This is a genomic window from Haliea sp. E17, assembly GCF_048323675.1.
Classification (GTDB): Bacteria; Pseudomonadota; Gammaproteobacteria; order Pseudomonadales; family Halieaceae; genus Mangrovimicrobium.
In genome coordinates this window covers 230541-255236 of record NZ_JBLWFK010000002.1, presented here as the reverse complement: position 1 = coordinate 255236, position 24696 = coordinate 230541, and the positions used below count along the sequence as shown (strand labels likewise).

Below are 24696 nucleotides of genomic sequence, written 5' to 3'. Positions count from 1 at the left end.
CTCGCCCATATTGAAGGTTGTTTACCGCCTTGGACGATGCACCGCTAGGCATCCTTTTTTCCATTCTCGCAGCCCTGATCCTCTTCTCCGCATTCTTCTCCAGCTCGGAGACGGGCATGATGTCGCTGAACCGCTACCGGTTGCGCCACCTGCAGAAGGATCACCACCGGGGCGCCATCCGCGCCGGGAAGTTGCTGGACCGCACCGACCGCCTGATCGGCCTGATCCTGATCGGCAATAACCTGGTGAATATTCTCGCCTCCGCCATCGCGACGGTGATCGCCATTCGCCTGTGGGGCGATGCGGGTATCGCCATCGCGACCCTGGGGTTGACCCTGGTGATCCTGATTTTCGCCGAGGTCACGCCGAAAACCATTGCCGCGCTGCACCCGGAACGGGTCGCCTTTCCGGCGAGCCTGATCCTGCTGCCGCTGATGAAGCTGATGTTCCCGGTGGTCGCCGCGCTCAACTGGATTACCAACGGCCTGCTGCACATGCTCGGCTTCGACCCGAAGCAGGAGCTGGACGAGAGCGTTTCATCGGAAGAACTGCGCACTATCGTGACCGATGCCGGGCGCCTGATCCCGGCCCGCCACCGCGGCATGCTGCTGAATATCCTCAACCTGGAATACGTCACGGTCGACGACATCATGGTGCCGCGCAATGAGGTCTTCGGCATCGACCTCAACACCTCCGACGACGATATCCTGCGCCGCATCCAGGCCAGCTCCCACACCCGCCTGCCGGTGTGGCGGGAGGACATCAACGACATCGTCGGCGTGTTGCACACCCGCAACCTCACCCGGGTCATCGACAGCGGCGGCCTCGACCGGGTGGCGCTGGAACGGGAAATGGACGCGCCCTACTTCGTGCCGGAGAGCACGCCGCTGCACACGCAGCTGATGAATTTCCAGAAGAACAAGCACCGCCTGGGCATTGTGGTGGACGAATACGGCGAGGTGATGGGGCTGGTGGCGCTCGAGGACATCCTCGAGGAAATCGTCGGGGAATTCACCTCCAACCTGCAGGGCAGCCAGGACAATATTTTCCCGCAGCGCGACGGCAGCTTCATCATCGCCGGCAGCGCCAACATCCGCGAGGTCAACAAGGCACTGAAGTGGCACCTGCCCACCGACGGACCGAAAACCCTCAGCGGACTGATCCTGGAAACACTGGAGAGTTTTCCCGCGGGCAATGCCGGGCTTTCCATCGCCGGTTACCACCTGGAAATTCTCGAACTGCAGAGCAACGTCGTGCAGGCGGTGCGGGCCTGTCCGGCCAAGGCGCACTGAAGGCTCCCGGAAGCTCCTGCTACACCTCTCCCCCAGACCTGATTAGCCCGGGACCGGCGTGCAATTGGCGCCGGCGGGGGCCATGCGCCGTGCGTGTCAGGAAAGCCGCACAGGATTCGCAGCAGCCTGCCGCTCGCGGGCCCGCGCGAGTATCTCCCGCTTCTGCCCCGGGGTCGCCATGAACCAGTCGGTGATTTCGTTGGCGCTGCGGTAACAACCGATGCAGACGTCCTCCTCGTTGAGGACGCAGACGGATATACACGGTGACTTGGGTACCTGCTCGGTCATCGCCTGTACCAGCTTCAGGGTTGTTCGCGGAATTCGGAATTGTAGCGCCGGGCCTTGCCGCGGTAACCCTCGGCGCCCAGCAGCAGCTGCTCGCGCGCGGCCTCGTCGAGTTGCCGCACGACCTTGCCGGGCGAACCCAGCACCATCGAGCCATCGGGAATAACGCTACCTTCGGTAACCAGCGCGTTAGCGCCGATCAGGCAGCCCTTGCCGATTTTCGCGCCGTTGAGCACCACGGCATTGATGCCGATCAGGCTCCCGTCGCCGATCTCGCAGCCGTGGATCATCGCGTTGTGGCCCACCGTGACATTGCGGCCGATCCGCACCGGGCTGCCGGGGTCCGCGTGGACCACGGTGCCGTCCTGGATATTGCTGCCGGGGCCGATCTCGATCTGGTCGACGTCGCCGCGCAGGACCGTGCAAAACCAGATGCTGACTTCCTCGTGCAGGATCACGTCGCCGATGACCGCCGCGCCAGGGGCGATAAAGTGGCCATCGCCGATCAGCTGAACCTGTTTGTCGCCAAGTGCATATTTCACGGTGCTACGCTCCAGTCGCGGTGTAATTCCAGCCGGGCATCGTAGGCAATATTGGCCAGCAGGGCCAGTACCGCGGCAGTGACGCCCCAGATATTGTCGCCGTCGATATCGTAATGGGGGACCATACGCAGGCGCCCCTCGATTTCGATGGATTCCAGCCGGAACAGGTCGCGGGCGGCAAAGCGCTGCAGCGGCTGGGTGAATACCGATTCAAATTCCCGCACATCCACCAGCGGGTCGAAACCCGGCGGCACCACCGCCACGCAGGGATGCACTTCAAAGCCGGTGCGCGTGACCAGCGGGCTCAGCTCGCCCAGCGGCCGCGGTGTATCGACGGGCATGCCCACCTCCTCCGCGGCTTCGCGCAGGGCGGTTGCCCAGGGCGTCGGGTCGGTTTCCTCGCGCTTGCCGCCGGGAAACGCGATCTCACCCGGGTGATGGCGCAGGTGGCGGGTGCGGCGCCCGAGCATGACCCGGGGGCTTTCCTCGTCCGACAGCGCCACCAGCACCGCGGCCTGCGGGCGCTGGCTGCTGTCCCATTGCAGGCCGTCCAGCGGCAGACCCTGTGAAATAAGCTCAAAGACAGCGCTCATGACCCAGGCCCCCGGTCGCCGCTGCGCGCCTCCAGCTCCTCGAGCGAGGCGATGATCTCGACGAGATCCCAGGCGGGTTCCTCGTAGGGATGGGCGGCACACAGGGCCGCCACCACCGCGCGCACGGCGCTGTCGTCGCAGACCATTTCCACCCGGTATTCGGGCACCCGTTCGAGCTCACCGTGACTGCCGATGAAGGGTTGGCTGCCCGCCATCGGCTGGAACTGGCCCTGGCCGGCCGTCTGCCAGCAGCAGTGCTGGTAATCGCCGATACGCCCGGCGCCGGCCTCGAAGCAGGCCAGTTTCACCGCCTCGAGGTGCGATTCGGGGACGTAGAAACCCAGCTTAAACATCGCCGGCCTGTTCCGCGTAGAACTGCTCCGCGAAGCCCTCCAGCCGGCCCTCCTCGACTGCCTGGCGGATAGCCGCCATGTGCCGCTGGTAGTAGCGCAGGTTGTGGATGGTGTTGAGCTGGGAGCCGAGAATCTCGTTGCACTTGTCGAGGTGGTGCAGGTAGGCGCGGCTGAAATTGCTGCAGGTGTAGCAATCGCATTTTTCATCCAGCGGCAGGGTGCTGCGCTTGTGGCGGGCGTTGCGCAACTTGATCACACCGCTGGAGGTAAACAGGTGGCCGTTGCGGGCATTGCGGGTCGGCATCACGCAGTCGAACATGTCGACGCCGCGGCGCACCCCTTCCAGCAGGTCCGCCGGCGTGCCCACGCCCATCAGGTAGCGGGGCTTGTCTTCCGGCAGCAGGGGCTGCATCACGTCCAGCACCTTGAGCATCTCGTCCTTGGGCTCGCCCACCGACAACCCGCCGATGGCGTAGCCGTCAAAGCCGATCTCTGTGAGCCCCTGCAGCGAACGCGCGCGCAGTTCCTCGAACATGCCGCCCTGGACAATGCCGAACAGGGCCGCGGGGTTCTGCCCGTGGGCGGCCTTGCTGCGCGCCGCCCAGCGCAGGGACAGTTCCATCGAATCCCGGGCCTGCTGCTCGGTCGCCGGGTATGGCGTGCACTCGTCGAAGATCATCACGATGTCCGAGCCCAGTGAACGCTGGATGGCCATGGAGGTTTCCGGATCGAGGAACACTTTCGAGCCGTCCACCGGGGACTGGAAGCGCACGCCCTCCTCGGAAATCTTGCGCATCTTGCCCAGGCTGAACACCTGGAAGCCGCCGGAATCGGTGAGTATGGGGCCGTCCCAGGCCATGAAGTCGTGCAGGTCGCCGTGCTGCTCGATGATCTCGGTACCCGGGCGCAGCCACAGGTGGAAGGTGTTGCCGAGGATGATCTCGGCGCCGATCTCGCGGATATCCCGCGGCAGCATGCCCTTGACCGTGCCGTAGGTGCCCACCGGCATGAAGGCCGGGGTCTCGACGGTGCCGCGCGGGAAATGCAGGCGGCCGCGGCGGGCCTTGCCATCCCCGCCCAGGCGCTCGAAACGCATGTGACATTCGCGACTCACTGGGCACCCCTCCGGTGGCTGATAAACATGGCGTCTCCGTAACTGAAAAAGCGGTAGCGCTGCTCCACGGCCGCCGCGTAGGCCGCCATTATAGCCTCGCGGCCGGCAAAGGCGCTGACCAGCATCAGCAGCGTGGATTCCGGCAGGTGGAAGTTGGTGACCATGGCATCCACCGAGCGAAACTCGTAGCCGGGATAGATAAAAATTTGGGTATCCCCGGTGAACGGCTGGATGTCACCCGCCGCGCTGGCGGCCTCCAGCGAGCGCACCGCCGTGGTACCCACCGCAATGACCCGGCCGCCGCGCGCCCGGGTCTCCCGCACCGCGGCGCACACTTCCTCGCCGACTTCGACAAACTCGGCGTGCATGACATGGTCGGCGATGTCGTCGGCGCGCACCGGCTGGAAGGTGCCCGCGCCCACGTGCAGGGTCACCGTGGCCCGGCGCACCCCGCCGGCCTCGATCTGCTGCAACAGTGCCTCGGTAAAATGCAGGCCCGCGGTGGGCGCCGCGACCGCCCCCTCGCGGCGGGCGTAGACCGTCTGGTAGCGCTCGCGGTCCTCAATTTCATCTTCGCGCTCGATATAGGGCGGCAGCGGCATATGGCCGATGGCCTGCATGATCGCGGTGATCGAGGGGCCGCCCTCGCTGGACAGCGCAAACAGGGCGTCCTCGCGGCCGGTGAGCTGCAGGGAAAATTCGCCGGGCTCGCTGTGTTCGTCTGCACTGAGCAGCAAACGGGTACCGGGCCTGGGCGACTTGCTGGAGCGGATATGGGCCAGCGCCGTGTGCGCGCCGGTAACGCGCTCGATAAGGATTTCTACCCGGCCCCCGGTTTCCTTGCGGCCCCACAGGCGCGCCGGAATAACCCGGGTATCGTTGAATACCAGCAAGTCGTCCGCGCCCAACAGGCCCGGCAAGTCACTGAACTGGCGGTGGACCAGGCGGCCGTCGCGACCGTCCAGGCATAGCAGGCGACTGGCGCTGCGTTCCGCAAGCGGGTGCTGGGCGATCAGTTCCGGTGGTAAATCGTAGTAAAAGTCAGTGCGCTTCATCGATAGTGCCGCTCCCGGAGCGCGGGACCGCAGCGTGCCTCCAGCGGTAAACGGTGGGTCCTGTATGTAAAAAGCCGGCACTGGGCCGGCTTTCAAGGGCAAACAGGCCGGAATTACTCGTCCGCAGCCTCTTCCGCCGCGCCTTCTTCGGCTTCAGCAGTCACTTCCTCGGCAGCGGCCTCTTCTTCAGGCGCTTCTTCTACCGGGGCGGGCAGCTTGATCTCAACCAGGCCTTCAGCCACGAGGATTTTCACTTTCTCTTCGCCGTTAACGGCGTTCTTCCTGGCATCCTTGACCGCGAAACGCTCGTCGCGACGCTTGTAGATGCTGTATTCGGCAGTTTTCTTAACCAGTTTCATGGACATGGTCCTTTCTCCTTCCGGGCCCCGGGGGGCGGTTGAATTGACAGATACTCAGATCCCCCACCGAGGTGATCCTGCGCTAAGTTGCAGTGCCCGGCGGGAAAGGCGACCGGGAGACCCCGACCGCGGGGGCGAAGTTTACAGCGAATCAACCCGCGGGTTAAGTGGCTTATTGCAGTTTGGCAGGCGGTTGCTATAATCGCGCGCTCTTCCCGGGCGGCCCTTCTTCAAGCCTGCCGCCTGACTGCTCGATGCCGGAGTGGTGGAATGGTAGACACGACGGATTCAAAATCCGTTGCGCGAGAGCGTGTGCCGGTTCAAGTCCGGCCTCCGGTACCAAAATTCTCAATCCTGCTCGTCTAAAAACCGGCTGTTGCTCCTGATCCTTTTTGGGCCGGGGTAACGCAACCGCCTCTACCAAGTAGCTGAATTTCTGGTGAGTTCGACAGATGGTGAGGACTGGTATCCGCTCGCCCGTTTAGGCTATATTCGATATTCTTTACGATTCCCAACATAGAAGCAGGAATTAATGAAAAAGTTACTTACCGCTGTATATTCGCAGGTTCTTTTCGTTATGTTCTCTGCGAGCGCAAACTCGGCAGTGACAATTGTATTTGAAGAGGTCGGCAGCGATGTCGTGGCTACGGCTACTGGATCATTGGACACCAGTGGCCTGGGAGCATCTTTTGGTACTACAGCGGTCGGTGCCTTGTTTTACGGTGCCCCCGACCAGTGGCTTTACGAAGTCGGCACCGGAGGCGGTCTTACCTTTACGGCCCCCTACAGCCCCGCACAGACGCTTCACACGACGCCAATTCCCGTTGCGTCTGCTGATTCCAGCACAGGTGGTCCTGTAGGGGTGCTTGATAGCCCCCTTTTCACTGCCGGACCAAGGGTGTTGGTACCCGCCGGCTATGTTTCCAACGACCCGATCAATGCCACTGCCACGTGGACCGGGGCCACGTTCTCCTCATTACAGCTGACAGCAGGTAGTTACCTGTTTGACTACGGAACCGACTCGCTGACGTTTGAAGTGCGTAGCTCTGGCGTAGGAGCACCGCTCCCTCCCATCACTGAAGTACTCCCGGTACCGACAGTGCCGTTGGCAGGCTTGTTCCTGTCAATCATGGGACTGGTTGGGGCTGCTGCATGGCACCTGAGGCGAAGCACCGTTTTAAGATAATGTGAGCAGAGCCTTTTTTGGCTCTTTTTGATCACCACATTTACTCAGACGGCTTTGTGTGGCGAAAAACCAATAAAACAATTTCATCGCCTAACGACTTTTAAATCTGCTCTGCGTCAACCGGCCCGGGGGAAAATGGCTTCTTTCTCCTGTCCATGTGGCGATCCTCGTACCTTTGAAAATTTTTTGCCGTAGCAAACAGGTTACGATCCTTTCTGGCTACATTTTATGACACCAACCGCTCAGCCGGTTATGGCTGGTGAAGGACGAGTAAGCGATATCTTCCCTTTCTGGCCTCCAATCTGGAGAAAAGGGGCTTTGCCTCGCTTTCCCAAACCTGAATAGATCCTGCAGCTATCTACACATCATCCTGGACTTTGCGACTTGCCTGGCATGTGGTGAAAACGGACCTATGATAAAAGGGTCAGAGCCCTTTTTGGCCATATTTGATCACCACACTTACCCAGCCAGTTTTGGCTGGTGAATACCCTGTAAGGAATACCCTCTCCTACTATTCCCTGGTTTCAGATAACGGGTTTTGCCCCAATTTCCCTTGCTCGAATAAGACACCGTACGTTCTACAACGTCCGGTTCTTTCGATAACGTGTCCGGCATGTTGTGAAAACGCGCTTGTAAACTAAACTCGTACGATCGAGCTATAAACGGGAAGCCAAAACAATGAAGAAAGCCTTTCTTGCTCTGACCGTGGCGCTCTCTCTGCTACCACTATCGATCCATGCCCAACCTGTCCCCGTCAATATCGGGAATTACGTCCGTGCAGAGAGTGATTTCCAGTTCAAGGAATACGCTGCCAAAGCAGGTGGGGTAGGTAAAATGCTCCACTTGCGAGAGGTGTATCCGGTAGACAACCAGACCACCATCCGCGGTAATCGCGACACTCTTTATTCGATGGGTGTGTTCGACCTTATTTCTCCGGTCACCATTACCAAGCCAGACTCCGCGAAGCGTTTCCAGTCAATGCTTGTCATTGACCAGGACAACTACAATCCGGTACTCAAGAATGGCCCGGGTGAAGTTACGCTTACCATGGATAATGTAGGAACCCGGTACGCCATAGTCCTGTTCCGCACTTTTGTGAATCCCGACAGCCCAGAAGACATGAAGGCAGCCCATGCACTCCAGGACGCCATCAAGGTCAGCCAGGCTTCTCCTGGAAGTCTGGAGCTGCCCGACTGGGATGAGGATTCACTGAAGAAAACCCGGAATGCCATCAATGCACTCGCAATTCAGGTGAGCGATTTCTCCGCCGGTTTCGGCAAGCGGGGGGAAGTCGACCCGATAAGCCACCTGGGGGCGACCGCCCTGGGCTGGGGAGGCAACCCGGCGCGGGGAGCGACCTACGTCAATGTCGTGCCCGATCAGAACGATGGCAAGACGCCCTACGTTCTAACCATGCCAAAAGATGTCCCGGTTCAGGCCTTTTGGTCTGTGTCCGTCTATGACAAGGAGGGTTTCTTTGCGCCCAACAAATACAATGCTTACTCGCTGAACAATATCACGGGGAAAGCCAACAGGGACGGCAGTATCACTATTCACTTCGGGGGCGATCCCAAGCAGCCGAACTACCTGCCAATCACTGAGGGATGGAACTACATTGTGCGCCTTTACCTTCCCGGCTGGCAGATTCTGGAGGGTAACTGGAACCCTCCGGCCGCCAAACCAGCGAAGTGACCCTGGGTACCACCGGAACTGGTTGGCCCGTCGCAAACTGGCGAACCTCCCAAACTGTGACCGCCAGGCAGGTGGAAGCGGATCGGGCCGCTACCACCTTTGGCCATCACAGTTCTCCTGCCCCCTTACCGGCGAGCGAATCCTGGTCGGTTGCCTTTCGCGAACAAGCCGATTACAGCACCTGGCAATACGCTCAAGGATCTCAGCGCCTAATACCTGACGCCGCGGTATATCAAGCCCGCTGTCTTTTTGACGTTGGTAAGCGCGCCCTCGTTCGGTTTTCCCAACCCCAGGATACGGTTGCAGCTCTCCAGGGATAGTTCCCCGTCGTTGACCAGCTTGAACGCGCCGAGAACTGCGGCGAGATCGGAAACCGTAAATCGGTAACCGAAGTCTGCTCCCAGAGAGATAACCTGGTTGCCCTTTTCACTGGCCAGGGCCGACGCCTCGTCTGCATCGACTTCGTCGGGGCTGCTGATATTCCCATCACCGCCGACAATGGCCGCCAGCAGCCCACTCAATTCCGCGTCAGTACCCGAGCGTTCCATGAAGCGGACCACCGACAAGGTGTTATCGCCGGATTTGGATATCACAGGCAGGGAGTAGTGGGTTCCCTTGAATGACATCGAAATGACGTTTTCGATAAACGGGAAAAAATCTCTCGATTTCACCTGCAGGTTGAGGAAGCGGTCGAATTCCTCATCGGTCAACTCGCCTGCCTTTACCCGGCCAAACGCGTCGGTGACGGCAAGCAGGTCCGACAGCGTAAAGTTGAAACCGTTTTTAGCGGCAAATTCGGCAACCAGTGCGCCCCGCTCGCTTGCCAGAGCCAGCTTCTCTTCCTCGTCCAGGTGGGAAAAATCACTGATATCCCCGTCGCCCACATGCAGGATGCTCTTGAGGGCGTCCTTGAATTCCGCGTTCTCCGAGGTTTTCTTCATGAATTCGAGCACGTCGTGCACACGGGTATCGTTCATTTTGGAGTTGTACTTGATGCCCTTGAACACCATGCTGACAGTTTTACCGAGCACGCCTACAGGCTCGGCCTCTTGCCCGGCCGGTTCGTCCAACCCCATAACCTTGAAGAAATCCGCCTCGGAGATCACACCGGTTTGATACTGGCGATAGGCGCTGATCACTGCACTCAGCTCCGCCAGGGTGAAAACATAATCGCGTTTTTCTGCGAGAGCGGTTACCAGAACCCCCCGCTTGCCCAGGAGAGCCTGCGCCTCCTCATCATCCAGTTCTTCAACCGAGCTGATATTGCCGTCACCCACTCCGATGACTTCTGCAAGTTCGCCCTGCAGGGAGCTGTCCTCGGATGTTGCCTTCAAAAAATCGAATACTGCTTTGTATGACATGGTTGTGCCTCTCATAGTTTTTAATTTAGAACGTGGACCGCACCGGAGGATAAAAATAACCGACCGCTTAGAGCAGCAATTAACGAGCCATCAGGTAACTCTCTGAATTGATTGGATTTCGAACCTGCAGCCTGTGACATTAACGCAATCGCGCGCACCAAACCGGTGCAGCAAGCGCTATTGCAAGGCAGGTTTTTGCAGGCCGGGAATTCGGCGGCTGAATCCAGGCCTGGCGCTATCGACGTTTCGGCGCATGCTTCAATGGGGAAGCGTCCGCCCCGATCACCCTACCCACGGATACCATTCGGGATTCTGCTGCGTCTGGAGCGCGGTATTTGGTCTAGACTGGAGAAGGGTCCCCCGCCCTGGCTCATGGCGGATTCCCAACACCTGCCCTCACCGCATGCGTTCGGGCACTTCCCCTATCGCCGGCTGACGGTGATGTTCTCAACCACTTTCGAGGAGCGACTGATGTCGAAACTTTACGGGTCGCCAGGCTGCTTTCGGCGTCGCTCATTCCTGGCCCGAGCGGCCGCGGCATCAGCCCTGCTACTTTCTCCACCGGCGACGGTTGCCGCCACCAAGCAACCAACTTCAATGGGGAGAAACATCATGGATATAGAGCGTTTTGTTGCTGACTGCGTCGCCGCAAATGCAGAGGCTAACGCCCAGGCCGCAGTCAACGAGGTGCTGGCCCGCGCGGTGTCGACACCCGGGGCGGTACTTGCGGCGCTTGGCGCGCCCGAAAAAGCGGGACTAACCATATTGCTGGAATCCCCTACACTGACCATTTTTTCCGCGACCTGGACCCCGCAGATGAACCTGATGCCCCATAATCACCTGATGTGGGCCAACATCGGCATTTACACGGGTCGCGAGGACAACCTGTTCTGGCAGAGGACTCCGGATGGAATCAGGGCCTATGGGGCGGATGCGCTGTTCGAAAAGGACACGGCCATGTTGCCTGAAGAGGCATTGCACTCGGTCACCAATCCATTACAACGGTTCACTGGGGGCATTCACATCTACGGTGGCGATTTTTTTAATACGGCACGCAGCCAGTGGAACCCGGAAACACTTGCAGAGGAGCCTTCTGACGGCACCAGGATCCGGGAAATGTTCCAGCGTGAAAACCAGAGGCTGGGGCTGGCCCCGTGAGGCCGGCTGACGGACATCCGAGCAGAGAACACGCATCGTCCTCACCGGTAGATGACCAGGCGGTCTCACTGCAGCAGGCAGAACCCTCCAGCGGGGCGCTCTCGCGCATTACTGAAGCTGCAACAACCAGATTCACGCCCCCGTTCAGGCAAGACCCTCAACGCTCGCTCGCCAGAGCAACTGGATATCAGTCGTCAACAGCAGAAGCCCCAACCCGGATATGGCGATTGGCGTCATGCTGGACAGCAGCAGCGCCCGGAGTTGGATGCGGTCCCGCGCAGACCAGACGCCATCCACCCGGCGCCCGAGCACAATGACGATGCCCGAGAAACCCGCTATGGTGATGCTGGTTTCGATGACCAGGGAGAAAAAATCAGCTGGGTGCATAACAGCCACCTCGCGTCGTGAGGAAACACGTTACGGCCGAAATTCCTGATAATTCTAGCTGATCTGGGCAACCAGGCCAGTCGCATGCCGCCCCTGGGTTGCCGCAGGCACAGCCATCCGGTGCACCTTGACCGGGAAAAGCCGGCCCGCCGCCTGCATGGCCCGCAATCTGGATCGAAATCCAGCGCCGATGGGCAATAGCGGCTGCGGGCCTGCTGCCGGGTTCACTTCTCTCCCGGCGGGAATTGACCCCGATACCCTGCCCTATTCGGGATCTTTCGCACCCAGTATCCCGGCGTACATGCCGGATGTGAGTAACCCGTCGGGACTGATCGAAATGGTCAGTAGGGCATTGTCCCAATCCTCGCCGTAGCCGAGGAAATGGCGCAGCACGGTTTTCCCCGTCTCGAAGTCGATCGCAGTGATATACCAGGCGTCATCGGTCCCCATCAGGAGCTCGTGAACGTAAACCAGGCCACTGCCCAGGGAAAGCTTGGCGCCGGTTCCTGCGCGAACTTCATAGTTTTCCCAGACGATGTCACAGCCGGAGAGGTCGTCGCGCACATCGATGCGGACAAATCCCGGCTCGGCGCCAGCTGAACTGCCGGCCATCTTGAAGCCCTTGTTGTTCTCGATCACCAGCGAATTGCCATAGCCGATAAACGAATTCTCCAGCACGCTGCGACCGGGCTTGAACACGGGAACCTTGCATACCAGCCGCTCGTCGTCGGGGATATCGTCAAGGCGATACACCAGTACGTTGGGGCGCGGGTCCGCGTTATCACCGAACGCGATGAGGTTGTTACCAAACAGTACCGGCGTCGTTCCCGAGCCGGAACCGAAGGATTGCTTCGCCGCTTCGTCGCCCACCTCGTAGGGGAAGCGCAGCGTGACTTCCGGGCCATTGTCGCTGGTACGCATGGTGTAGAGGTTTTGGTCGGTCACGAAGGAAACACCGCCCGGATCCGACGCCAGGCCATTGACGATGGACTCGCCTTCGAAAAGATGGCTGCGAACCTGGCCGTCGGTGGTGATGTAACCCACAGAGGCCGGTTTCAGGATCGAAAACCACCAGTTGCCCTGCCAGTCAGCGACCAGGTCCAGGGGTATGGTCATGGGTCCGCGCTTGTCCTCGGGAACGGCTGAACTCACGTCACGCCGCTCAACCCGGCGCCAGGCGGGGCCGCCCTCCCCATCGACGATCTCGAAGGTCTGGATGGACATATCACCGGCCGGCACTACCACCCGCCCCTGCTGGTCCATGCGAAAGTAGAAGCCGGCCATGGGCGGCAATTCATACTGGGCCAGGACATCCATGCTGGCGGCATCGAGCAGTACCAGCGAAGACGGTGTCTGGCGACCGACACAGACACTTATCACGCGGCCCCTGGGGTCGAAATGCTGTGTAGAGCAATAGGCGGGTTTCTGCTTGGAACGATATGCATGCACCTGCATATCACTCCTCAGCGGGCCCGCCGCGGGAATGGTGCCGCTGTTGTAACTATCGCCATGGGCGCCCGCATAGCCGTCATTGTTCTGGTAGGGATGGGCGGGCATGGGCAGCGGCGGCAAGGGCTTTGCCGCGACCACCGCATCCTCGTAATCCGCAATGATGCGTTGTTGCACCGTGGTAGATGGCGCTTCCCGCGGCTTGCCCGCTGTCGAGGCCATGACGTCCTCTTCGGGGCTGGCGAAGCTTTCTCCAGAAAATGCAACCGTGAGCATTAACACAGGCAAGAGACGTGGAAACATAAAGTGGGACCCTCGAGGTTTTGAACTGATTATTTCTCGCCCGACCCCCGCAGGGCGGACAGGGGTCACACACGCTAACACACTCTATAAATGCAGAATAATGCTCGTTTATACCTTGTTCGATGCTTTTTATGCATACATAAAAACTTGTCGAGGACGGCATTGGTAGCGGCCAGGCCAGCAACTCTGCTGCCTGTTCAGGGCATCGCGTCTGTTGCAGTAGAAACGGCAGACCAACTACCGGGATATTTTCCCGTGTTCCGCTGCTCATTGTTGTGCACCTGACGCGCCATTCTGGTGCCGGGCGCCAAATATACCCATGCCAGACGCGACTGCTTGCAACAGCCACCTTGCCCGCAGGCCGTCACTGCGGGAGTCCCCGGCGATCCGGGCGCCCCTGATGATGGCTGATCTTTTGCATGGAATTTGTGACAAGACTATCCAGTCATTTTTCCAGCCCGTCATGCTGGCAAAGGATCAACCGATGGCATATCTCGCAAAGGCAGCCGAAGTCTGGGTCCCGGATTTGTCCGGCCGGGCACTGGTATTGAGTTCTGCCTATTTCGGCAGCGAATACGCGACGAGCCTGGAGGAGTTCCGAAGCGCCAGTGAATCCATGCAGTTTGCGATCAACGAGGGTCTGCCCGGCATTACCTGGGCCGCGCGGCGGCCGCTGATCTGGACCGACCTGAGTATCATGCATTTCAAGCGCAAGGAACTGCTCCCGGATACCGGCCTGGAATGTGCCTTGTCCATACCGGTGTTTGCCGGCGAATTCCTGTTGTCCGTCATGGTCATCTACTTCGCCGCCAGCGACCAGGTCTCCGGTGCCGTCGAAGTCTGGCACAACCGCGACTATTACGACCAGGAACTGCGGCTTATGGACGGTTACTACGGCGAACTCGAAAAGCTGGAATTTGTCTCCCACCGGCTCAGCATCATGCACGGACGCGGGCTGCCCGGCACCGCCTGGCTGCGGGAAAGCCCGGTGATCATGGACGACCTCGCCAACTCGTCGAGTTTTTTACGGGCGCGCAATGCCGCCGAATACGGCATCACCACGGGCCTCGCCATTCCATTCTTCTACACCAACAGGGATGTCCAGGTTGTCGCCCTGCTGTCGACCGATGCCACCCCGGTCGTCCGGCGCTTTGAAGTGTGGTGTCCCGATGAAGCACGCCGCTACCTCCTGTTCAGTGACGGTTACTGCGCCGACGGCACGGACCTGAAAGCAGAATATCGCGGTATCGGTTACGCGAGGAATGAATCGACGATCGGCCGGGTCTGGCTCAACGGCCGCCCGGTTGCCGAGTCTTCGGCAACCCTTGGCGGGACGGGTTGTATCTATTTCCCCTTCGTCATCGACGGCGTTCTCAAGGCCGTGGTGAAATTCGAGTTCTGATACCGGGCCGAACACCCGCCGGAAAGTGGCGCGACGTCAGGGCTTTTTCGCCAGCTGCTGAAGCCGCTCATCGAGCATTTTGAGCATATGGCAACGGCTGATGACACCGAGCACCTTGTTGTTCGCGTCCACCACCGGGTAGATCTTGGGCTTTGCCTCGAGCATCTGGCGCGCCAGGGTCAGTACATCGTCCTGCAGCGAAACCGCCAGCACATCGGTGCGCATCAGGTCCGCAACCGACGCCACCCGCTGATTGTAATAGACCACCTGCAGGGCCGCCTGGAGGCACTCGTGTTCACTGATCCAGCCGAGCATGATGCCGGACTCATCAGTGACCGGGCTCCCCAGCAAACCCTGCCGGACCAGGTAACTGGACGCCTCCACCACCGGCATATCCGGCCGGATAGTCGCAAAATCCTTGCTCATCAGGTCCTGGATGGAAAGGGAGTCCATGGCGTCACCTCTCGATGATTCAGAAAGTTGTCGGAATACCGCTTATCGTTTGTCAAACAACAAGCGTGAAACGTGCCAACTATGGTGGTTCCATTGCGCCCGGTGTGGCCAGGGAAGAAAAGTGCTGGCCATCGGGACTGGATCGGCCGGACGCTACCAGTAAATCCTGATACCGCTGGTCAGGCCCCAGCCCCGGTAATCGCCGCCATCGTCGGCAGCGTCTTCCATTTCCGTGTATTGAAGCCCTGTTTGCCACTTGAATTTCTGGCCGTAAAAAAACAGGTTCAACCCCAGGTAGTACTCGGTGTATTCGTCCCCACGACCACTGACGATGGCATTTTCATAGCGGCCGAGGCGCAACCCGTTGTCGTCTGCACTCGACAGGCAGGTATAGCGGGCCAGGATTTGCCAGCGCTCGTCCAGGTCGTAGAAAGGCATTACAACGAAACCCCAGATATCGCTTTGTTCGAAGTAACCCTTGCCCCAGCCCAAGTCGGTACGCAGGCCAAGCCGGTTGGCCTGCCACTGGCTCGACAGGCTCAGTGCGTCGGAAAATTCACGGGTATTGCTGTCCCGGTGTGCCTGGTTGCTGACATAGTCGAACCGGACCAGCGCCTCATCGACAGCAAGCGTTCCAGCCCAGTCGAACCCGATTGACGCCAGGTAGAAAATTCCACCCTCACTGACCCCGACCTCCGGTTCCCCATCGCCGGAAAACACACCGGCGCGATACTGCAGTTTCCCGTTGACCTGGCCGGCGGCACTCACGCCGGTGAAGTACTCCTCGGTAAACCAGAGATTATTGGTGAGGTTGTTGCGCTGCAGTGTCAGTAAACGTTTTGACGAGGTTGCGCCGTCAAGCGTGAAACCGGCAGAGTGCTTCAGCACCTTCAGATCGAATGCCCCATTTGGCTTCCAGCCGACGTAGGCTTCCGTCAGGCGCGTATACCAGTCGCCAACCGGTTCATTGAGGTCAAAGTCACCTTCGATGTGCACCACGAGGTTGCGGGCCAGCCCGGATTTGAATCCGAAGCGAAAGCGACGCCAGACGTAGTCGTCGTAGTCCCCCTGGTCCGCATCAAACCAGGCGTATTCGAACTGGAGCCTGCCACTGAGATCAACACTGCGTAGCCAGCCCTCATCGGACTGGTAAAGACTGGCATGCGACCAGACCTGTTGGAAGGCCGGTTCATCTGCCTTCCCGGGCTGGCTGGCCAATGCGGCGAGCAGGACAACGCGGGTTGGACGAGACAGGCTCTGGCACAGGGGCACGGTACGCATATTAACCCTCCCGGACACCGCGATCTCACGAGGACAGCTCTCACAGAAAGGGAAGTGTATCCGATCCGCCGGACAGGCTGCATCTGGCGGCATGGCCACGTGAACGTCACGTTCCCAGGCCGGTTTTTGGCGCAAGGGCACGGACGTTATCTTGCAGGTCCCTGTTGGAACCGGCATCCGGGGCGACCCGCTTAGCCGCCCCCCCGGGACTCAGTCCGGCTGCAAACGCCCCGCCTGTTCCAGCAAGGCCCGGATGCGCCCCGGCAGGTCCAGTTCCACCTGGTCCCAGCGGAAACGCCAGCGCCAGTTGCCTTCGACCGTGCCGGGGGTATTCATCCGATGGCGCCCATCCAGGCCGAGGAAATCCTGCCAGGGAATGACCGCCGTCTCGGCAGGCGACTGCATCGCGGCACTGATCATCGCCCAGGGCATGTCTTTCCCGGCACATTTGAAATACGCGCAAACGCTCTGCTGGAGCGACTCATCCAGGCTCTGGAACCAGCCCAGCGAGGTATTGTTGTCGTGGGTGCCGGTGTACACCACTTCATTCGGCAAGTGGTTCTCCAGCAGGTACGGATTGTCCGGGCTGCCGTCGAAGGCAAACTGCAGGATCAGCATGCCGGGGAGATCAAAATCCCGCCGCAACTGCTCGACATCCTCCCCGATGATGCCGAGGTTTTCCGCCACCAGGTGCAGGCCCGGGAAGCGCTCGCGCACCAGGGCCAGCAGTTCGCGGCCAGGGGTTTCCACCCAGCGCCCCTCTATCGCCGTTGTCGCGCCGGCCTGGATTTCCCAGTAGGCCTGCAGGGCGCGAAAGTGGTCGATCCGGATGATGTCGTACATCTTCGCCGCGGTGGCGAAACGCTGCAGCCACCAGCCAAAGCCCTGCCCGCGCATCTGCTGCCAGTCGTACTGCGGATTGCCCCACAACTGTCCCTCCGCGGAAAAATAGTCCGGTGGCACCCCGGTCACCGTGCGCGGCCGGCCTTCGGCGTCGAGGTCGAACTGCGCCTGGTTGGCCCACACATCGGCGCTTTCCAGGTCGACGTAAATGGGCATGTCGCCGAACAACAGGACGCCATGCTGGTTGGCATAGCGTTTCAGCGCCTGCCACTGCAGGTGGAAGACGAACTGGCGAAAGCGCAGGTGGGAGATCTTCAGCGCGAGTTCACCGGCGCGGCGGTCACAGGCAACGGGATCGAGATTGCGCAGGCCCTCCGGCCAGGTGCTCCAGGGACGGTACTGTTCGGCATCGCGAAAGGCCTGGAAGCGCACATAGGATTCAAGCCAGGGCGAGCTTTCAAGGAAGCGGCTGTACTCTGCCACCAGCGGCGAGTATCCGGCGGGGTAGGTATTGTCGAAAAAGTTATCGGCGGCGATATCCAGGGCCCGGCGCTTCGCCACCCGGTCCTCGCGGCCGTCGGCCGCCTGCACCAGGTCCAGCAGGCCGTGCTGGACCAGCCAGTCGAGGTCGATCAGGTCCGGGTTGCCCGCATGTACCGACGATGACAGGTAGGGGCAGCCATCGAGATGGGTCGGCCCGAGCGGCAGCACCTGCCAGATGGACAGGCCTGCCTCGGCCATGACATCGATGAAATGGTAGGCCGCCGCGCCAAAGTCGCCGGTGTAGCCGGCGGTCGGCAAACTGGTGGGGTGCAGCAATACCCCCGCAGTGCGCGCTGCTTTCATGGACTTCAATGGTGATGCTCATCGTGATGGCGCATGACGCCACCGCGGCTGGGCTTGCCGCCGCCGCGGGAAATGATTTCCGCCAGGTTCCCCGGCGGTTCGACACGCAGCGCGTGGTAGAGGTTGGCCAGTTGCAGGCGGTAGAGCTGGTCGAAGAGGCTGACCGAATCCGCCGGGTTGTAATCGCCGAACCACCAGAACCAGTCCGAACCCTCGCAGATCGCCAGTTGCTGTTCCGCAACGGCCACCTCCTCCGGCCCCAGGGCGCCGCTCGCGACCTGCTGGTCAAAGCAGCGCTTGGCCTCCACCAGCAGGTCCCAGCCGTGGTTCTTTTCCGCGGAACCGATCCAGGTCGAGAAACTGCCGTAGACCCAGCTGCCCGCGGTAAGGTGCGCCTCGTGTGTGGGTTGCGGTTCACATTCGTCGAGGAAGTCCTGCATCGTCGTCAGTGACAATCGGGGATGCTCAGCCAGCGCTTCGTAGAGATGGCCGAGGAAGTAGTAACCGTTCTCCGGGTAGTACTCCCAGGCGTTTTCGCCGTCGAGAATGATGCTGATCATGCAGTCCTTGTGGTCCCGGCACAGCTCGGCGATATTTTCCATGTGGCCCACCAGGTTGGCCACCGCATCCTCGCCGTGCCAATCGGAATAGTTGAAGCCGATAAGGTCGGACAAGCCATCATCGCGAAAGGCGCAGAGGATATCCGCATCGCCGAAGCGGTAGAGGCGATGCCGGCAACCGAGGTCCTTGTTTTCGTGGCTGTTGTTCAACACCCCTTCACCGCTGGCGATCCAGCGGAATCCGGCCTCCGCGAAATAGCCCAGGGAATCCTGGCTGACCCCGCCCTCCGAGGGCCACAGGCCGATCGGCCGCCTGCCGAAATATTTGTCGAAAACCTCCAGCCCTTTCGCCAGGTGCCAGCGGGTGCGTTCGGGGCCGCCGGGATATTCCGTGTGCAGCGGCAGGGGCGCGTCGGGCATGGCTTCGCGCGCGCTCTCCATGTCCAGCAGCAGGGGTACGATCGGGTGGGCATAGGGGCTCATGGTGAGTTCGACCTTGCCCTCCTCCGCCAGCGCCCGGTAGCGGGGAACGATCGACGCCATCAACTCCAGCATCAGTTGCAGCAGGACGCGCCGGTCGTGCACGCTGAAGTTGCTGGCCTTGTTTTCCAGTTCCGCGACCCGCGGGTCGCTGCGGCGGACCGACTCGCCCAGCCAGCTGAGGTTGTACCAGACCAGCAGGTCGACGAGGAACTGGCTGGAGGCGTAGATCAGCCCCTCCGGATGCTCCACGTAGTGGTCCGCCAGCGCCGCCAGCCGCGCGAACGCGGGGAAGCGGTCTATCATGCGCTCCCGGTTTGCCCGCAGGCAGGCCTTGACCAGCTCCAGCTGGGCGTGGGGTTCCACCGGCAATACGGCCTCACCCAGCGCAGCCAGCAGCGGGTCGCCCAGCGCGCCGCGACCCTCGAGGAAGTCCTGCAACTGATCGACGTAAAACTGGATCTGCTCGAGCAGGATCGGCGCGAAATTGACCACCGCGCGGGCGTTCGGCACCGCCTCGATGTGCGCGGCCATGTCGACATAGTCCTTGATCGCGTGGAGGTAGGTCCAGGGCAGGCTGATGGTGCCGGTACGCAGGTTGCGGTATTCCGGCTGGTGCATGTGCCAGCACAGCATGACGCGCATCGGCTGGTCGGTTTCTGGTTTTTCAGAGGGCATAGTGCAACCTCTGGCCGAGCATCTCCGGCGTCACCAGCACGACCCCGTTCTCGGAAACGTAAAAGCGCTTTTCGTCCTCCTCCCGGTCGACGCCGATACGCGTACCGGGCGGAATCTTGCAGCCCTTGTCGATGACCGCCTTGCGAATCACGCAGTGGCGGCCGATGTCGACGCTGGGGAACACCACCGCATCCTCGATCTGGCTGTAGGAATGCACGTGAACGTGCGAGAACAACAGGGAGTGGCGGACCTCCGAGCCGGAGACAATACAGCCCCCGGCGATCATCGAATCGACCGCCATGCCGCGGCGCTCGTCGTCGTCGAACACGAACTTGGCCGGCGGGGCCTGCTCCTGGTAGGTCCAGATAGGCCAGTCACGATCATAGAGATTGAGCTCTGGACTGATACCGATGAGTTCCAGGTTGGCCTCCCAGAAGGCGTCCACGGTGCCCACGTCGCGCCAGTAGGCGGCGCCTCCCGCCGCCCCGCTGCGGAAGGGAAACGCGGTCACCTTGCGCCGGTGAATGTTGTCCGGGATGATGTTCTGGCCGAAGTCCCGGGCCGAACCCGGGGTATTGGCGTCGCGGATCAGTTCCTCGATCAGCACATCGGCCTTGAACACATAGATGCCCATGGAGGCCAGCGCCTTGTCCGGCGCATCATTCATCGGGGTGGGTTGCGGCGGCTTTTCCGTAAAATCGGTGATTCGCTGCTCCCCGTCCACCGCCATCACGCCGAAGGAGGATGCCTGGGCGAGGGGCACCTCGATGCAGCCGACGGTAATGTCCGAGCCCGACTCCACGTGCGCCGCCAGCATGGTGCCGTAATCCATCTTGTAGACGTGGTCGCCGGCGAGGATCAGCACGTACTCCGGCCGGTGCATACGGATGATATCGATGTTCTGGTAGATGGCGTCGGCAGTGCCCTCGTACCAGGAGGTCTCCAGGCGCTGCTGGGCGGGCAGCAACTCGACGAATTCATCCAGTTCGCCGCGCATGAACCCCCAACCGCGCTGGACGTGCTGGTTGAGGCTGTGCGACTTGTACTGGGTGAGAATGCCCACCCGGCGGATACCGGAATTGACACAGTTCGACAGCGGGAAATCGATAATCCGGAACTTGCCGCCGAAGGGAACCGCGGGTTTGGCCCGCCACATGGTCAGCTGCTTGAGGCGCGAGCCGCGGCCACCTGCGAGCACCAGGGCAAGCGTGTCGCGGGTCATCAAACTGACATAGCGGGGAGAATCTGTCACGAACATGCAGGGTTCACCATTTATCTAATTGGCTGGCGACACTAAATTTCTTACCATCTGTTTTCATTGTGGTCGATAGCCGGGAATTTTTCCTGCCGACCTGGCCGCCTTCACGCACAACGAGAATGTAATATGGCAGCAATTTCCAGGCCTACCAGCGATGGCGTGCGGCGAATACTTGCGGGGCGCCACCACGACCCCTTTGAAATCCTCGGCTGCCACCGCCGCGGGCGCCTCTGGCATATCAAGGCACTGCTCCCGGGCGCGGCGGAAATGCAGGTGCTGAGCGGCGCCGAGGCGATTTCCATGCAGCGCCTGCCGGGCACTGACCTGTTCAGCGCCTCGTTGCCCGGCGACACCCTGCCGCGCTATCGACTGCGGGGCCGGGATGGCCAGGGGCAGGAATTCGAGTTCGACGATCCCTACTGCTTCACTCCGGTGCTCGGCGACCTCGACTTGCACCTTTTTGGGGAGGGCCGCCACGAACACCTCTACCGGGTCCTCGGCGCCCACTGCTGTGAACACCAGGGGGTCAGCGGGGTGCGCTTCGCCACCTGGGCTCCCAACGCCCAGCGGGTCAGCGTGGTCGGCGATTTCAACGGCTGGCACGGCCTCGCCCACCCCATGCGGGTGCGGGGCCAGAGTGGAGTCTGGGAACTGTTCATTCCAGGCATTGTCACCCCCTGTCATTACAAGTTCGAGTTGGTCGACGCCCAGGGCGGCCTGCACCTGAAATCGGACCCCTTCGGCAACCGCTTCGAAGTGCGCCCGGCCACGGCATCTATCGTGGATACACCCGGCGATTACCGCTGGGGGGACGCCGACTGGCTACAGCGCCGCGCTGGCTGGGACTGGCAGCACGCCGCGCTCTCGATCTACGAAGTACACCTGGGCTCCTGGCAACAGGATGCAAACGGGGAATTCCTCGGCTACCGCGAACTCGCCCGACGCCTCGCCGATTACGTAGAAGGGCTGGGCTTCACCCATATCGAGTTGCTGCCGGTCACCGAGTTCCCCTTTGAGGACTCCTGGGGCTACCAGGCGACCGGCTATTTCGCGCCCACCTCGCGCTTCGGCACGCCGGACGATTTCCGCTACTTCATCGACTACCTGCACCAGCGCGGTATCGGCGTGATCCTCGACTGGGTGCCCGCCCACTTTCCCCGCGATGCCCACGGGCTGGCGCGTTTCGATGGCAGCGCGCTCTACGAGCATGAGAACCCCCGGCGCGGCGAACACCGCGACTGGGGCACGCTGATTTTCAATTACGGCCGCCCCGAGGTACGCAACTTCCTCCTCGCCAGCGCCAATTACTGGATCGAGGAATTTCACCTGGACGGCCTGCGGGTGGATGCAGTGGCATCCATGCTCTACCTCGACTATTCGCGCGGTGAGGGCGAATGGGAGCCCAACGCCTACGGGGGCAACGAGAATCTCGAGGCGATCGACTTCCTGCGTGATCTCAACGCGCGGGTTCTCGGCCGCCACCCCGGGGTCGTGACCATCGCCGAGGAATCCACCGCCTGGCCCCAGGTCACCCGGCCGACCTGGGTGGGCGGACTGGGCTTCAGCATGAAGTGGAACATGGGCTGGATGCACGACACCCTCAGCTATATGGGGCTGGAGCCAATTTTCCGCCACTACCATCACGACCAGCTGACCTTCGGCCTGATGTACGCCTTCAGCGAGAACTTCGTCCTGCCCTTTTCCCACGACGAAGTGGTCCATGAAAAGCGCTCCCTGCTCGGGCGCATGCCTGGCGATGCCTGGCAGCGCTTCGCCAACCTGCGCCTGCTGTACACCTATATGTACACCTACCCCGGCAGCAAGCTGCTGTTCATGGGCGCCGAACTCGCCGAGCCCGGGGAGTGGTCGCACCTCGGCCAATTGAGCTGGGAACTGCTGCAGCAGCCCGCCCACGCCGGCGTCCAGCAACTGGTCGGAGACCTCAACCGCCTTTACCGCGGCACCCCGGCGCTGTTCCGGCACAGTTTCGAGCCAGCCGGATTCGACTGGATCGACTGCAGCGACATCACCCAGTCGGTACTCGCCTACCTGCGCCGGGACGGTGCGGACTTCGTCGTGGTGGTGCTCAATTTCACCCCGGTGGTGCGCGAAGGCTACCGCGTCGGCGTACCCGCCGCGGGTCGTTACCGGGAAGTGCACAACTCCGACTCGCACCACTACGGCGGCAGCGACGTCAGTAACGGCAGCCTGATTACCGCCGAGGCACAGCCCTGGATGGGCCATCCTTATTCCCTGTCCCTGGTCCTGCCCCCGCTGGCAGGCATCGTGCTGCAACTCGGGGATCACCATGGCTGAACCACAGCGGCTGCTGTTCGCGGTCAGTGAAGCTTTTCCTCTGGTAAAAACCGGCGGCCTGGCCGACGTCGCCGGCAGCCTGCCGGCGGTCCTGCACCGGCTCGGCGTGGATGTGCGGATTCTCCTGCCGGCTTACGGCACGCTCCTTGCAAAACTTGAAACGTCCAAAGAAGTCGCGCGGCTGCAGTTGCCGGGAGGGAACGTTGCTCTGCTGGAAACCCACATGCCGGATTCGGGTGTCCCGGTATGGCTGCTGGAGCACCCCGCGTTCTCTGGGCGCGACGGCAACCCCTACCAGGACGCGAGCGGCCAGCCCTGGAGCGACAACGCGGAGCGCTTCATGTTGCTGTCACAGGCCGCGGCTGCACTCGCCCTGGGCGAGACCGCACTGGACTGGCGCGCGGATGCCCTGCACTGCCACGACTGGCACACGGCACCTGCCATCGCCCTGCTGGCCGAACGCGAGGAGCGGCCGAAAACCGTCTTCACCATCCACAACCTCGCCCACCTGGGGCTGTTCGACCGCGCTACCTTCGAGCGCCTGTCACTGCCCTGGGCATGGTGGTCCCCCGAGGCTATGGAATTTCACGGGCAGTTCTGCTTCATGAAGGGCGGCCTGGCCTTCGCCGACTGGATTACCACGGTCAGCCCCACCTACGCCCGGGAAATCTGCAGCGCCCCCGGCGGGATGGGCCTGGAGGGCCTGCTGAGCCACCGCCGGCAGCACCTAGTGGGCATCCTCAACGGGATTGACACGGACATCTGGAACCCGGCGACCGACCCCCTGCTCGCGGCCAACTACGACGCCACCCAACTGGAACGCAAAGCGCTGAACAAGCGGGCCTTGCAGGATGAACTGGGGCTCCCCCCACGCGACGACCTGCCGCTGTTCGGCTTCGTCGGCCGGCTCGCGGAACAGAAAGGCATCGACCTGCTGTTGCCGGTACTGGATGAGTTAGTGGCGGCGCGGGCGCAGTTGGCGATCCTGGGCACCGGCGAGGCACGCCTGGAACAGGCGCTGGGCGAATTCGCGGCGCAGCATCCCGACGCGGTGGCCTTGCGGCTGGCCTATAATGAGCGTCTGGCCCATCGCATCGAAGCCGGGGCCGATGTCTTCCTGATGCCCTCACTGTTCGAGCCCTGCGGCCTGAACCAGATGTACAGCCTGCGCTACGGCACACTGCCCCTGGTGCGCGCGGTGGGCGGGCTGGCGGATACCGTCACCGATGCCAGCGAGGCGACTATCGCCGCGGGTACGGCCAACGGTTTTGCATTTACGGAAGCGGATTCCAGCGCCCTGCGCACAGCGCTGGATCGAGCCCTGCTCCTGTGGCGTCAGCCCGCACACTGGATGGCCCTGCAACAGCGGGCCATGAGCGGCGATTTTTCCTGGGAGCGCAGTGCGCACCAGTACCTGGATTTGTACGGTTTCTCTCCGGAGAGTTAACAC

At 61.4% G+C, this 24696-nt stretch carries 21 protein-coding genes and 1 tRNA gene; 7 read left to right on the top strand and 15 right to left on the bottom strand.

Annotated features, from left to right (window positions below; genetic code table 11):
- The first annotated feature begins 29 nt into the window (after positions 1–29).
- A complete protein-coding gene (locus ACNKU3_RS04290) occupies positions 30–1292 on the top strand; it encodes an HlyC/CorC family transporter (protein WP_418258179.1) in 1263 nt (420 codons plus the stop codon).
- Between the two features lie 96 nt (positions 1293–1388).
- On the opposite strand, the gene ACNKU3_RS04285 is transcribed toward ACNKU3_RS04290, so the two are convergent.
- The 7 genes from ACNKU3_RS04285 to ACNKU3_RS04255 all read right to left on the bottom strand — a co-directional run bounded on the left by ACNKU3_RS04285 (position 1389) and on the right by ACNKU3_RS04255 (position 5599).
- On the bottom strand, positions 1389–1580 hold the full coding sequence (locus ACNKU3_RS04285) for a DUF1289 domain-containing protein (protein WP_418258178.1): 192 nt from the start codon (positions 1578–1580) through the stop codon (positions 1389–1391).
- Positions 1581–1594: 14 nt separating this feature from the next.
- Positions 1595–2119: a gamma carbonic anhydrase family protein gene (locus ACNKU3_RS04280; protein ID WP_418258177.1), complete on the bottom strand. Its 525-nt coding sequence runs from the start codon at positions 2117–2119 to the stop codon at positions 1595–1597.
- On the bottom strand, positions 2116–2712 hold the full coding sequence (locus tag ACNKU3_RS04275) for an NUDIX hydrolase (RefSeq protein ID WP_418258176.1): 597 nt from the start codon (positions 2710–2712) through the stop codon (positions 2116–2118). Before ACNKU3_RS04275 ends, ACNKU3_RS04280 begins: the two co-directional genes overlap by 4 nt.
- Positions 2709–3065, bottom strand: coding sequence for an NGG1p interacting factor NIF3 (locus ACNKU3_RS04270; RefSeq protein WP_418258175.1), 357 nt, complete (start codon positions 3063–3065; stop codon positions 2709–2711). The genes ACNKU3_RS04275 and ACNKU3_RS04270 overlap by 4 nt, the downstream gene beginning before the upstream one ends.
- Positions 3058–4179, bottom strand: coding sequence for a tRNA guanosine(34) transglycosylase Tgt (gene tgt, locus ACNKU3_RS04265; protein WP_418258174.1), 1122 nt, complete (start codon positions 4177–4179; stop codon positions 3058–3060). The genes ACNKU3_RS04270 and tgt overlap by 8 nt, the downstream gene beginning before the upstream one ends.
- Positions 4176–5234 (bottom strand): tRNA preQ1(34) S-adenosylmethionine ribosyltransferase-isomerase QueA, encoded by a 1059-nt coding sequence (queA, locus tag ACNKU3_RS04260; RefSeq protein ID WP_418258173.1) that lies wholly within the window; start codon positions 5232–5234, stop codon positions 4176–4178. Before queA ends, tgt begins: the two co-directional genes overlap by 4 nt.
- Positions 5235–5347: 113 nt before the next feature.
- Positions 5348–5599 carry a hypothetical protein gene (locus ACNKU3_RS04255; RefSeq protein ID WP_418258172.1) on the bottom strand — a complete coding sequence of 84 codons (252 nt, stop codon included), beginning with the start codon at positions 5597–5599 and terminating at the stop codon, positions 5348–5350.
- A gap of 250 nt (positions 5600–5849) precedes the next feature.
- Here ACNKU3_RS04255 and ACNKU3_RS04250 point away from each other — a divergent pair.
- Positions 5850–5935, top strand: a tRNA-Leu gene (locus tag ACNKU3_RS04250).
- Positions 5936–7457: 1522 nt separating this feature from the next.
- Positions 7458–8471 (top strand): DUF1214 domain-containing protein, encoded by a 1014-nt coding sequence (locus tag ACNKU3_RS04245; RefSeq protein WP_418258171.1) that lies wholly within the window; start codon positions 7458–7460, stop codon positions 8469–8471.
- Between the two features lie 209 nt (positions 8472–8680).
- Here ACNKU3_RS04245 and ACNKU3_RS04240 read toward each other — a convergent pair whose 3' ends face one another.
- Entirely contained in the window at positions 8681–9832 is a 1152-nt protein-coding gene (locus ACNKU3_RS04240) for a hypothetical protein (RefSeq protein ID WP_418258170.1), read from the bottom strand.
- A gap of 612 nt (positions 9833–10444) precedes the next feature.
- Between ACNKU3_RS04240 and ACNKU3_RS04235 the strand changes: the two genes are divergently transcribed.
- Entirely contained in the window at positions 10445–10990 is a 546-nt protein-coding gene (locus ACNKU3_RS04235) for a hypothetical protein (RefSeq protein WP_418258169.1), read from the top strand.
- A gap of 144 nt (positions 10991–11134) precedes the next feature.
- Here ACNKU3_RS04235 and ACNKU3_RS04230 read toward each other — a convergent pair whose 3' ends face one another.
- Positions 11135–11377: a hypothetical protein gene (locus tag ACNKU3_RS04230; RefSeq protein ID WP_418258168.1), complete on the bottom strand. Its 243-nt coding sequence runs from the start codon at positions 11375–11377 to the stop codon at positions 11135–11137.
- A 264-nt stretch (positions 11378–11641) separates the two neighbouring features.
- Positions 11642–13048, bottom strand: coding sequence for a hypothetical protein (locus ACNKU3_RS04225; protein ID WP_418258167.1), 1407 nt, complete (start codon positions 13046–13048; stop codon positions 11642–11644).
- A 565-nt stretch (positions 13049–13613) separates the two neighbouring features.
- On the opposite strand from ACNKU3_RS04225, the gene ACNKU3_RS04220 reads away from it, so the two are divergent.
- Complete coding sequence (locus ACNKU3_RS04220) at positions 13614–14531, top strand: hypothetical protein (protein WP_418258166.1); 918 nt, start codon at positions 13614–13616, stop codon at positions 14529–14531.
- Between the two features lie 36 nt (positions 14532–14567).
- Here ACNKU3_RS04220 and ACNKU3_RS04215 read toward each other — a convergent pair whose 3' ends face one another.
- From ACNKU3_RS04215 to glgC, 5 genes are all read right to left on the bottom strand, one after another.
- Complete coding sequence (locus ACNKU3_RS04215; RefSeq protein ID WP_418258165.1) at positions 14568–14984, bottom strand: CBS domain-containing protein; 417 nt, start codon at positions 14982–14984, stop codon at positions 14568–14570.
- Between the two features lie 153 nt (positions 14985–15137).
- Entirely contained in the window at positions 15138–16265 is a 1128-nt protein-coding gene (locus ACNKU3_RS04210) for a porin (protein WP_418258164.1), read from the bottom strand.
- 210 nt (positions 16266–16475) lie between these two features.
- Entirely contained in the window at positions 16476–17954 is a 1479-nt protein-coding gene (gene malQ / locus ACNKU3_RS04205) for a 4-alpha-glucanotransferase (protein WP_418258163.1), read from the bottom strand.
- Between the two features lie 5 nt (positions 17955–17959).
- A complete protein-coding gene (locus ACNKU3_RS04200) occupies positions 17960–19672 on the bottom strand; it encodes a glycoside hydrolase (protein ID WP_418258162.1) in 1713 nt (570 codons plus the stop codon).
- A complete protein-coding gene (gene glgC / locus ACNKU3_RS04195) occupies positions 19662–20930 on the bottom strand; it encodes a glucose-1-phosphate adenylyltransferase (RefSeq protein WP_418258161.1) in 1269 nt (422 codons plus the stop codon). The genes ACNKU3_RS04200 and glgC overlap by 11 nt, the downstream gene beginning before the upstream one ends.
- Positions 20931–21056: 126 nt before the next feature.
- On the opposite strand from glgC, the gene glgB reads away from it, so the two are divergent.
- Together glgB and glgA are read left to right on the top strand one after the other, a co-directional pair.
- Positions 21057–23246: a 1,4-alpha-glucan branching protein GlgB gene (gene glgB / locus ACNKU3_RS04190; RefSeq protein WP_418258160.1), complete on the top strand. Its 2190-nt coding sequence runs from the start codon at positions 21057–21059 to the stop codon at positions 23244–23246.
- The gene (gene glgA, locus ACNKU3_RS04185) at positions 23239–24693 is read left to right on the top strand and encodes a glycogen synthase GlgA (protein WP_418258159.1); all 1455 of its coding nucleotides are present in this window, start codon (positions 23239–23241) and stop codon (positions 24691–24693) included. Before glgB ends, glgA begins: the two co-directional genes overlap by 8 nt.
- The last annotated feature ends 3 nt before the right edge of the window (positions 24694–24696 follow it).